This window comes from Streptomyces sp. NPDC031479, assembly GCF_055581065.1.
In genome coordinates this window covers 1-10,155 of the sequence record NZ_JBVIKC010000089.1, presented here as the reverse complement: position 1 = coordinate 10,155, position 10,155 = coordinate 1, and the positions used below count along the sequence as shown (strand labels likewise).

General features: G+C 76.0%; 9 protein-coding genes. 6 read left to right on the top strand and 3 right to left on the bottom strand.

Annotated features, from left to right (window positions below):
* Positions 1 to 125 precede the first annotated feature (125 nt).
* The 3 genes from ACZ5D2_RS40550 to ACZ5D2_RS40540 are packed head-to-tail and all read right to left on the bottom strand — an operon-like array spanning position 126 to position 2,403.
* A complete protein-coding gene (locus ACZ5D2_RS40550) occupies positions 126 to 665 on the bottom strand; it encodes a hypothetical protein (RefSeq protein ID WP_371678714.1) in 540 nt (179 codons plus the stop codon).
* Positions 666 to 718: 53 nt separating this feature from the next.
* Positions 719 to 952: a ferredoxin gene (locus ACZ5D2_RS40545; protein ID WP_371678713.1), complete on the bottom strand. Its 234-nt coding sequence runs from the start codon at positions 950 to 952 to the stop codon at positions 719 to 721.
* Positions 952 to 2,403, bottom strand: a complete 1,452-nt coding sequence (locus tag ACZ5D2_RS40540; RefSeq protein ID WP_468936704.1) for an aldehyde dehydrogenase — start codon at positions 2,401 to 2,403, stop codon at positions 952 to 954. Before ACZ5D2_RS40540 ends, ACZ5D2_RS40545 begins: the two co-directional genes overlap by 1 nt.
* Positions 2,404 to 2,685: 282 nt before the next feature.
* Between ACZ5D2_RS40540 and ACZ5D2_RS40535 the strand changes: the two genes are divergently transcribed.
* The 6 genes from ACZ5D2_RS40535 (at position 2,686) to ACZ5D2_RS40510 (ending at position 10,022) form a co-directional block, all read left to right on the top strand.
* A complete protein-coding gene (locus tag ACZ5D2_RS40535) occupies positions 2,686 to 3,771 on the top strand; it encodes an MBL fold metallo-hydrolase (RefSeq protein ID WP_468936701.1) in 1,086 nt (361 codons plus the stop codon).
* A gap of 312 nt (positions 3,772 to 4,083) precedes the next feature.
* Positions 4,084 to 5,331, top strand: coding sequence for a prenyltransferase/squalene oxidase repeat-containing protein (locus ACZ5D2_RS40530; protein WP_371678710.1), 1,248 nt, complete (start codon positions 4,084 to 4,086; stop codon positions 5,329 to 5,331).
* On the top strand, positions 5,331 to 6,017 hold the full coding sequence (locus tag ACZ5D2_RS40525) for an SCO2322 family protein (RefSeq protein WP_468936709.1): 687 nt from the start codon (positions 5,331 to 5,333) through the stop codon (positions 6,015 to 6,017). The genes ACZ5D2_RS40530 and ACZ5D2_RS40525 overlap by 1 nt, the downstream gene beginning before the upstream one ends.
* A 65-nt stretch (positions 6,018 to 6,082) precedes the next feature.
* Positions 6,083 to 7,210: an energy-coupling factor transporter transmembrane protein EcfT gene (locus ACZ5D2_RS40520; protein ID WP_371678709.1), complete on the top strand. Its 1,128-nt coding sequence runs from the start codon at positions 6,083 to 6,085 to the stop codon at positions 7,208 to 7,210.
* Positions 7,207 to 9,087: an ABC transporter ATP-binding protein gene (locus ACZ5D2_RS40515; protein ID WP_371678708.1), complete on the top strand. Its 1,881-nt coding sequence runs from the start codon at positions 7,207 to 7,209 to the stop codon at positions 9,085 to 9,087. Before ACZ5D2_RS40520 ends, ACZ5D2_RS40515 begins: the two co-directional genes overlap by 4 nt.
* A gap of 122 nt (positions 9,088 to 9,209) precedes the next feature.
* Entirely contained in the window at positions 9,210 to 10,022 is an 813-nt protein-coding gene (locus ACZ5D2_RS40510; protein ID WP_371681286.1) for an ECF transporter S component, read from the top strand.
* The last annotated feature ends 133 nt before the right edge of the window (positions 10,023 to 10,155 follow it).

Sequence of the window (10,155 nt, the reverse complement as noted above, 5' to 3'; positions counted from 1 at the left end):
ACCGGCCCGACACGGAAGGACAGTGGACTGGCGGGACGCCCCCAGCCCTCCCCAGACCCGGACCAAGGGTGCACCGCCCACCCCCGACCCCGACCAGCGCCCAAAGCCCCCCGTACGCACCCCCCCTACCCCCGCTCCCCCCGCGTCTCCGCGTCGTGCCGGAAGGCCGCTTCGCAGGGTGGGGTGGCGCTCAGGGCCACGAGGGAGAGGGTGTCCAGGAGACCGCCGTTGGTGACGACCAGGTTCCAGGAGCCGTTCTCCAGGGAGGTCCCGGGGGCCGGCCCGCCGCGGCGGGACGTGACCCGCCAGCCGCGTTCCGTCAGGGCCGCTTCGAGCGTCCGCCACCGGGTCGCGTCGGCGGGGCCCGAGCCGGTCCAGTCGGCGACGCAGTCGGTCAGGGACCCCTCCTGCGCGGGGTGGGGGGTGCCCGGGGTCAGGCCCGCCGCAGCGGCGGCGGCGGCCAGCCCGGCCTGCACTTCAGGGCGCGAGGGGCGCGAGGGGCCTCCCCCGGCGTCGGCCGGGCCGATCTCGCGTACCCGGAACCAGCCGTCGTCGGTGTCGTCCCCGGCCGTGGACCACAGGAGTCCGCCCACCACGGCGACGCCCGCTCCGACCAACCCGACCGCCCCGGCCGCCGCTCCGGCCGCCCACTTCGTTCTGCCCATGCGGGCGATCATCCCCCGCGCGGCCCGGCCCTCAGCCCCCCGCCCCCCGCCCCCTAGTCCTCCGGCGGGAACACCGGTTCGCCCGTTGCCGCGAGGGTGATCAGGATGGCTTCCACCGGGCAGCCCTCGGCGGCCGTCAGGGCGGGTTCGTTGGCGTCGGTCTCCGGGGAGCGGGGGTGGGACTGGCGGGCCGAGTCGAGGGCGAAGGCCTCCGGGGCGTGGTTCACGCACATGCCCGAGCCGATGCAGACCCCCCGGTCCACCTCGATCTGCCAGCGGTCCCCCATCACGCACCCGCCGGGAGGTGGATCATCTTGTGCTCCAGGTATTCGCTCAGCCCCTCCGGCCCGAACTCCCGCCCCAGGCCGCTGCTCTTGTAGCCGCCGAACGGGCCCAGCATGTCCAGGCTGAAGGTGTTCACGTTGAAGGTGCCCGTGCGCACCCGGCGCGCGAAGTCGACGCCGTGCTCGACGTCGGCGGTCCAGACACTGCCGCTGAGGCCGAACTCCGAGTCGTTGGCCACCCGCAGGGCCTCCTCCTCGTCCCCGTACGGGATCAGGCAGACGACGGGCCCGAAGATCTCCTCGCGGGCGATCCGCATCGAGTTGTCGACGTCGCCGAAGAGGGTGGGCTCGACGTACCAGCCGCGTTCCAGGCCGGCCGGGCGGCCGCCGCCGGTGAGGATCTTCGCGCCCTCCTCCTGGCCGATCCGGATGTAGTCCAGGGACCGCTGCTGCTGGCGCTGCGCGACGAGCGGGCCGAGCTGGGTCGCCGGGTCCAGCGGGTCGCCGACGACGAGGGCTCCGGCGGCCGCCGCGAAGGCGTCGGCGTACTCCTCGTAGCGGCTGCGCGGGGCGAGGATCCGGGTCTGGGCCACGCAGGCCTGCCCGTTGTTCATCCAGGCGGCGGGCACGATCCCGGCGACGGCGGCGGCCGGGTCGGCGTCGGGCAGGATCACGGCGGCGGACTTGCCGCCGAGTTCGAGGGTGACCCGGGTCAGGTTGCGGGCGGCGACCTCCATGACCCGCCGGCCGGCCGCGACGGAGCCGGTGAAGGCGACCTTGTCGACGCCGGGGTGGCCGACGAGGTACTCGCTGACCTCCCGGTCGGCGGGCAGGACGGAGAGCACGCCCTCCGGCAGACCGGCCTCGCGCGCGATGTCGGCCAGGATGTACGAGTCGAGCGGGGCCTCCGGCGACGGCTTGAGGATCACCGCGGAACCGGTGAGCAGCGCCGGGGCGAGCTTGGCGGCGGCCACGAACTGCGGGACGTTCCAGGGGATGACGGCGGCGACGACCCCGACCGGCTCGCGGCGCACGAGGATCGGCCCGAGCGCGCCCTGGCGGCGCTCCTCGTAGGGGTAGTCGGCGGCGACCTTGATGGCGGAGTCGTAGACCATCATCGCGCCGAGGGCCTGGGCGAGGACGCTCCAGGAGTACGGGGAGCCGTTCTGGGAGCTGATGGATCGGGCGAGCTCCTCGTGCCGGACGGCGATGGCGTCCTTGATCCGGGTGACGACGGCGATCCGTTCGTCCAGGGAGAGCCGGGGCCAGGGGCCTTCGTCGAAGGCCTTGCGCGCGACGGCGACGGCCCGGTCCACATCGGCGCGGGAGGCGTGCGGGACGCTGCCGATGACCTGCTCGGTGTGGGGGGAGACGACGCGGATGGTGTCGGTGCCCAGCGGCTCGGTCCATTCCCCGCCGATGAACAGGTGTCCGTGTTCCACGAGCTCGGTCATGGCTGATGCCTCCTGAGGCTGCGCGCGGTGTCGCAGAACTGATACCAGTTCTAGTTCCAGGAGTCCACGGCCAGGACGAGGCCGCTCCGAAGATCCGAGGACTGGTCAGAAAGCCGGGGAGATGGTCGACTTGGGCGACTACTGAAACACGTTCTCATCCAGCGCCCAATGGGCCCGACCGTCCAACCGGCCAACCACCCGACCGCCCGACCGACCGACCGCCCGACCGCCCGACCACCCGACCGCCCGACCGATCCACAGTGAGCCAGCCAGGGAGTCCTCATGTCAGAGGCCAAGCCAGAGGTCACGCCGAAGGCCGCACCAGAGGCCGAGCCGCACGTCACCGACCACGGCGGAGGCGTCTGGGGCGTCAAGGTCCCCATTCCCGACAACCCGCTCGGGCACACCCTCGTCCACGTCCTCGACACCGACCGCGGCCCCGTCCTGATCGACACCGGCTGGGACGACCCCGCCTCCTGGGACGCCCTCGCCGCCGGGCTCGGGGCGCTCGGACTCGCCGTCGCCGACGTGCACGGGGTGGTCATCACCCATCACCACCCCGACCACCACGGGCTGTCCGGGCAGGTGCGGGAGGCCTCCGGGGCGTGGATCGCCATGCACGCCGCCGACACGGAGGTGGTCGTGCGGACCCGCTCCGCCGAGCCCGGTGTCTGGTTCGACTACATGAGCGGGAAGCTGACCGCCGCCGGAGCCCCCGAGGAGCACGTCGCCCCGCTCCGCGCGGCCCGGGCGAGCGGCCGGCTGCGGACCCTGCCCGGACTGCGGGCCGCCGTCCCCGACCGGGAGATCGTCCCCGGCGAGCTGCTGCCGCTCGCCGGGCGCCGGCTCCGCGCGATCTGGACCCCCGGCCACACCCCCGGCCACGTCTGCCTCCACCTGGAGGAGGAGCACCCGGCCCGCCTGCCCGGCAACGGCCGGCTCTTCTCCGGCGACCACCTGCTGCCCGGGATCTCCCCGCACATCGGCCTCTACGAGGCCCCGGAGGACACCCGCGTCACCGATCCCCTCGGCGACTACCTCGACTCCCTCGAACGCATCGGCCGCCTGGAGCCCGCCGAGGTGCTCCCGGCCCACCAGCACGCCTTCACCGACGCGCCCGCCCGCGTACGGGAGCTCCTGGAGCACCACGAGGAGCGGCTGACCGGGCTGTGGCGGCTGCTGGCCGAGCCGCTGACCCCGTGGGCGCTCGCTGAGCGGATGGAGTGGAACCGCCCGTGGGAGCGGATCCCGTACGGCTCCCGGAACATCGCCGTCTCGGAAGCGGAGGCGCATCTGCGGCGCCTGGTGAAGCAGGGCCGCGCAGAAGCGGTACCGGGTACCGAGCCGGTGGAGTACCGGGCGCTGTGAGGGGCGCGGGGCACCGCCCGGTAAGGGGCGCCGGGGCCCGCCGCCCCCGGACCGGTGGGCTACGGGCCGGTAGAGTGGGGCCGTCGTCCACACCTCAGTACGGGGGGAAGCCGGTGCGAATCCGGCGCTGACCCGCAACCGTGACCCAACCCGCTCCGCGGGACGGGGAGCCGGAATGCCCCGTACGGGAGGTGCGCGGCTCGTGCCGCCGGGGCCTCCGGCGGCCGGCACCGTCGAGGTAAACGGAGCCGGAGCCCGGTGCCCGCGTGTGCCTGCCTCCGACTCCCCAGCACGAGAGGCACCCGCCCCGCCATGAACGTCCGCCGCAGCGCCGCCGCGCTCGCCGCCTCCGCCGTGCTCTGCGTGGGCGCCGCCCCCGCAGCCCTCGCCGACACCGCTCCGCCCTCCCCGTCCGCGCCGCCGGTCGTCCCCTCGGGCCTGTTCGGCAAGGCCGACCCGACGTACGACGGCGTGTGGCGCCAGTCGATCGCGCTGCTCGCCCAGCAGACGGCGGGCGAGAAGCCCGCCGCGCAGGCCGTGGACTGGCTCACCGGCCAGCAGTGCGCGAACGGCGGCTTCGCCTCCTTCCGCGCGGACGCCTCCAAGGCCTGCGACGCGACGACCGTGTTCGACACCAACGCCACCGCCATCGCCGTGCAGGCGCTGAAGGCGATCGGCGGGAAGGACGCGGCGGTCAAGAAGGGCGTGGACTGGCTGAAGTCCGTCCAGAACGAGGACGGCGGCTGGGCCTACGTCCCGGGCTCCCCCAGCGAGGGCAGCTCCACCTCGATCGTGGTCAGCGCGCTCGCGGTGGCGGGCGAGAAGCCGGCCGAGGTCAAGTCGAAGGCGGGCAAGTCCGCCTACGACGGCCTGCTCGCCTTCCAGCTGGGCTGCTCCGCCGAGCCGGCCGCCGACCGCGGCGCCTTCGGCTACCAGGCCGCCGACGGCAAGCTCCCCGCCAACGCCGACGCCACGGCCGCCGCCGTGCTGGCCGGTCTCGGCAAGGGCGCGGTCGTCGACCCCGCCGCCACGGACACCCCCGCCGCCGCGCTGCCCTGCCCGGCGGGTGCCACCGACCCGGCGGGCGCCGCGCAGGGCGCGGCCGGCCACCTCGCCGAGGCCCTGAAGAAGGACGGCCACCTCACGGCCGTCACCCCGGGCGCCGACCAGCCCACCGCCGACACCGGCAACACCGCCGACGCCGTGATCGCCCTGGCCGCGGCCGGCCACCGGCAGGCGGCGGCGGGCGCGCTGGAGTGGCTGAAGAACAACTCCGCCGACTGGTCCAAGGGCAACCCGGCGGCGCTGGGCACCCTGGTCCTCGTCGCACACGCCACCGGCACCGACCCGAAGGCCTTCGGCTCCGCCGACCTGGTCGGCGCGCTGAACGCCACGGGCCCCGCCCCGCAGGCGGCCGACACCGAGCCGAAGAAGGTCGAGAGCGACGGCGGCAACGGTTCCGGCAACCAGAACATCTGGTGGATCGTCGGCGCGGGCGCCGCGGCCGGCATGGGCATCGGCATCCTGCTGAGCGGCCGCCGGAAGAAGAACCAGCTGTGATCCGCCGTCCGCGCACCGCGGCCGCCGTGCTCCTGGGCCTGCTGCTGACCCTGATCGCCGCCTCCCCCGCCCTCGCGGCGGGCTACCGCTACTGGTCGTTCTGGGACGGTGCGGGCGGCAACTGGGCGTACGCCACCCAGGGACCCTCGACGGCCCGGCCCGCGGACGGCACGGTCCTCGGCTTCCGTTTCTCGGTCAGCAAGGACGCGGCGGCCGAGGCGGCCCGGCCGCGCGCCGCCGCCGACTTCGAGGCCGTCTGCGCGGGCACCGCCGCCGCCGACGGCAGGAAGCGGGTCGCCCTGGTCGTCGACTTCGGGGTCCCCGAGGACGCGCCCGGCGGCGAGCGCCCACCGCAGGAGGCCCCGCGCACCGCCTGCGCCCAGGTCGCCCCGGAGGCCACCGCCGCCGAGGCACTGGCAGCGGTGGCGAAGCCGCTGCGCTACAACGGTGCGGCCCTGCTGTGCGGGATCTCCGGCTATCCGAGGACGGGCTGCGGCGAGCCGATCGAGGACTCCGGGTCCAAAGCCCCGGCGGCTTCCCCCACGGCGTCCTCCGGTCCGGCGAACGCCGACGCGGCGCCCGCCGGCGGGGGCTCCGGCCCCTCCGCGGGGCTGGTCGCGGGCATCGCGGCCGTGATCGCCCTCGCCGCGGCCGCCGTCTGGCAGTCCCGCCGCCGCGGGCGATGACGCACGGCGCCGCGGGTACGCACGCACCCCCGGCCGGGCCCGGCCCGGATCGTGCCGGTCGGGGGGTGCGCGGGGCGACGTACGAGAAGAGGACGGGCTGGCGGGCTCCCGAGGCGCGGCGCAGCAACGCCCTGCACGCGGGGGCCTGGTGGCTGTGGGCCCTCGGGCTCGCCACCGCCGCCTCCCGGACCACCAATCCGCTGCTCCTCGGGCTGATCGTCGGTGTCGCCGGGTACGTGGTCGCCGTCCGGCGCACCGCCGCGCCCTGGGCCCGCTCCTACGGCGCGTTCGTCCGGCTCGGCCTCTTCGTCATCGGGCTGCGGCTCCTCTTCTCCGTGCTGCTCGGTTCCCCCCTCCCCGGCGCGCACGTCCTGGTCACGCTGCCCGAGCTCCCGCTGCCCGGCTGGGCGCAGGGCATCCGCCTCGGCGGCCGGGTCACCGCCGAACAGCTGGTCTTCGCCTTCTACGACGGCGCGAAGCTGGCCGCGCTGCTCATCTGCGTCGGCGCCGCCAACGCCCTGGCCAATCCGGCGCGGCTGCTGAAGTCGCTGCCCGCCGCCCTGTACGAGGTGGGCGTGGCGGTCGTCGTCGCCATGACGTTCGCGCCGAACATGGTCGCGGACGTGGCCCGGCTGCGCACCGCGCGCAGGCTGCGCGGCCGGCCCACCGGCGGGGTGAAGGCCGTCCTCCAGATCGGGCTGCCGGTACTGGAGGGGGCCCTGGAGCGTTCGGTGGCCGTCGCCGCCTCCATGGACGCGCGCGGCTACGGCCGCACGGCCCGGGTCCCGGCCGCCGTCCGGCACACCACCAACGCGCTCACCCTGGGCGGCCTCCTCGGCATGTGCGCCGGCACGTACGGGCTGCTCGCGGCCGAGGGCGCCGCGTACGGGCTGCCCGTGCTCGGCATCGGGCTGGTCCTGGCCCTGGCCGGGCTGCGCCTGGGCGGCCGGCGCAGCGTCCGGACCCGCTACCGGCCCGACCGGTGGGGGGCGCGGGCCTGGCTCGTCGCCGGGTCGGGGGCGGCGGTGGCGGCCCTGCTGGTCCGGGCCGCTTCGCTGGACCCGGAGGGGCTGCGGCCGGGCGTGGTCCCGCTGGTCGCGCCGACGCTGCCGCTGTGGCCCGCGGCGGCGGTCCTGATCGGCCTGCTTCCCGCCTTCGTGGCACCCGTACCGTCCGAGGAGTCCGCGCAGTGATCCGCTTCGAGCAGGTGTCGGTGACCTACGACGGCGCCGCGCACCCCTCCCTCCGGGATGCCGACTTCACCCTCCCCGAGGGGGAGCTCACCCTCCTCGTCGGTCCGTCCGGGGTGGGCAAGTCCACCCTGCTCGGGGCGGTGTCCGGGCTGGTCCCGCACTTCACGGGCGGCACCCTGCGGGGGCGGGTGACGGTCGCGGGGCGCGACACGCGCACCCACCGGCCGCGGGAGCTCGCGGACGTGGTGGGCACGGTGGGCCAGGACCCGCCGGCGCACTTCGTGACGGACGTGGTGGAGGACGAGCTGGCGTACGGCATGGAGTCGCTGGGCCTGCCACCGGCGGTGATGCGCCGCCGGGTGGAGGAGACCCTCGACCTGCTGGGCCTGAACGAACTCCGTGACCGCCCCATCGCCACCCTGTCCGGCGGCCAGCAGCAGCGGGTCGCGATCGGCTCCGTCCTGACCCCGCACCCGAAGGTCCTGGTGCTGGACGAACCGACGTCCGCGCTGGACCCGGCGGCGGCGGAGGAGGTCCTCGCCGTGCTGCAGCGCCTGGTGCACGACCTGGGCACGACGGTGCTCATGGCGGAACACCGGCTGGAACGGGTCGTCCAGTACGCCGACCGGGTCCTGCTGCTCCCCTCCCCGGGCGCGGCCCCCGTGGTCGGCACCCCGGCCGAGATCATGGCCGTCTCCCCCGTCCATCCCCCGGTGGTCTCCCTCGGCCGGCTGGCGGGCTGGTCCCCCCTGCCGCTGTCCGTCCGTGACGCCCGCCGCGCGGCCGCTCCGCTGAGGTCCCGCCTGGCCGGAGCCGCTCCTGCCGCGCGACCGCCCCGGCCCGGAGGACCCGCCCCGCATCCCGCGCCCGGCACGGCGGCGGAGCCGCGGGCGGCCTCGGGGCAGCCCGGCCGGCTGCTCCCCGGAGCCCCGGACGCCGGGGATCCGGCGGCGCCCGGGGCGCACGTCCCGGCCCAGGGTGTCGGTCCGGACCGCGCCGTTCCGGCCCCGGAGGGGGGAACCCGGCGCTCCGGCACCGGTCTGTTCGCCCGGCTGCGCGGGCGCCGCCCCGCCCCCGTGACCGGCGCGGCCGACCCGTCGGCCGCCGCTGCCGCTCCGGCCGCCGTCGTGCGGAACCTCTCCGTGCGCCGCGGCGCACGTGCCGAGGTGCTCCGGGACGTCACCCTCTCGGTCGCCCCCGGCGAGACCGTCGCCCTGATGGGCCGCAACGGCGCCGGCAAGTCCACCCTCCTCGCAGCCCTGATCGGCACCCTGGCCCCCGCGGCCGGAGAGGTGACCGTCGCCGGCCGTGCGCCCCACCGCACCCCGCCGCGGGAGATGGTGCGCCGGGTGGGCCTGGTCCCCCAGGAGCCGCGCGACCTCCTCTACGCCGACACCGTCTCCGCCGAGTGCGCCGCGGCCGACGCCGACGCCGGCGCCGCCCCCGGGACCTGCCGTGACCTGGTCGCGGCCCTGCTGCCCGGCGTACCGGACGACACCCACCCCCGGGACCTGTCCGAGGGCCAGCGGCTGACCCTGGCCCTCGCCCTGGTCCTGACCGGCCGGCCGGCCCTGCTCCTCCTCGACGAACCCACCCGCGGGCTGGACTACGCGGCCAAGGCGCGGCTGGTCGGGTTGCTGCGCGGGCTCGCGGCGGACGGGCACGCCATCGTGCTGGCCACGCACGACGTGGAGCTGGCGGCCGAGCTGGCCGACCGGGTGGTGATCCTGGCGGGCGGCGAGGTCGTCGCGGACGGCCCGACGGCCGAGGTCGTCGTCTCCTCCCCCGCCTTCGCCCCACAGGTGGCCAAGATCCTGGCCCCGGGGCACTGGCTCACGGTGTCCCAGGTGGCCGCGGCCCTCGAAGGAACCCCGTGAACCGCCCCGCCCCCGGCCTCCCGGACGGCCACCCTCGCCCCGGCCTCGCGGACACCGCCCGCCCGGCCCGCCCCCTCCGCCACGGCCGCCCCGTCCGTGTCGGTCCGCGTGCCGCCGCGGCCCTGGTCCTCGTCACCCTGATCGGCATCGCCGCCTTCGGCTGGCCCCTGCTGGCCGACCGCCAGTCGGGCCTGGCCCACTCCCAGGACGCCCCGTGGCTGTTCGCGGCGCTGCTGCCCCTGCTGGTGGCGGTGGTCGTGGCGACCATCGCGGACCAGGGGATGGACGCCAAGGCGGTGGCGATGCTGGGCGTGCTCGCCGCCGTGGGGGCGGCCCTGAGGCCGCTCGGCGCGGGCACGGCCGGCCTGGAGCCGATGTTCTTCCTGATGGTGCTCAGCGGCCGGGTCCTCGGGCCGGGATTCGGCTTCGTCCTGGGCTCCGTCACCATGTTCGCGTCGGCCCTGCTCACCGGCGGGGTCGGGCCGTGGATGCCGTTCCAGATGCTGGCTCTGGGCTGGTTCTCGCTCGGCGCCGGGCTGCTGCCCGGCCCGGAGAGGATCCGGGGGCGGGCCGAGCTGGCGATGCTGGCGGCGTACGGGTTCCTGGGCTCGTTCGCGTACGGCACGGTCATGAACCTCCAGGGCTGGGTGCTCCTGCAGGGCATGGGCCAGGGGGTCTCCTTCCACCCGGGCGACCCGGTGGCGCAGAACCTGGCGCGTTTCGTCGCGTACTGCCTGGCGACCTCGCTGGGCTGGGACCTGGGGCGGGCGGCGCTGACCGTCGTCCTGACCCTCGCCCTGGGGGCCACCCTGCTGAAGGCGCTGCGGCGGGCCACGCGGAAGGCCGCCTTCGACGCCCCCGTCTCCTTCGGGCGGGAGGGCGTTTGCGCCCCGGATCCCCTCCCCGAGGGGGATACGGCCGGTCACGATCGGTGAGATCCGGGGGGTCCGGCGGTGAGCCGTCCCATAGGACGCAGGTCACATACGAAGCGGGGTAGTAGGCGGTGAAGGCCCGGCGTGTCCGCTCCTCGGCCGCTTTCGTGCCGGGTTCGCGGGGCCCCTCCTGCGA

Bases quoted from the DNA above. Each gene is read 5' to 3' on its own strand.
- ACZ5D2_RS40545 (WP_371678713.1), bottom strand. From the start codon at position 952: ATGGGGGACCGCTGGCAGATCGAGGTGGACCGGGGGGTCTGCATCGGC.
- ACZ5D2_RS40530 (WP_371678710.1), top strand. From the start codon at position 4,084: ATGAACGTCCGCCGCAGCGCCGCCGCGCTCGCCGCCTCCGCCGTGCTC.
- ACZ5D2_RS40550 (WP_371678714.1), bottom strand. From the start codon at position 665: ATGGGCAGAACGAAGTGGGCGGCCGGAGCGGCGGCCGGGGCGGTCGGG.
- ACZ5D2_RS40540 (WP_468936704.1), bottom strand. From the start codon at position 2,403: ATGACCGAGCTCGTGGAACACGGACACCTGTTCATCGGCGGGGAATGG.
- ACZ5D2_RS40535 (WP_468936701.1), top strand. From the start codon at position 2,686: ATGTCAGAGGCCAAGCCAGAGGTCACGCCGAAGGCCGCACCAGAGGCC.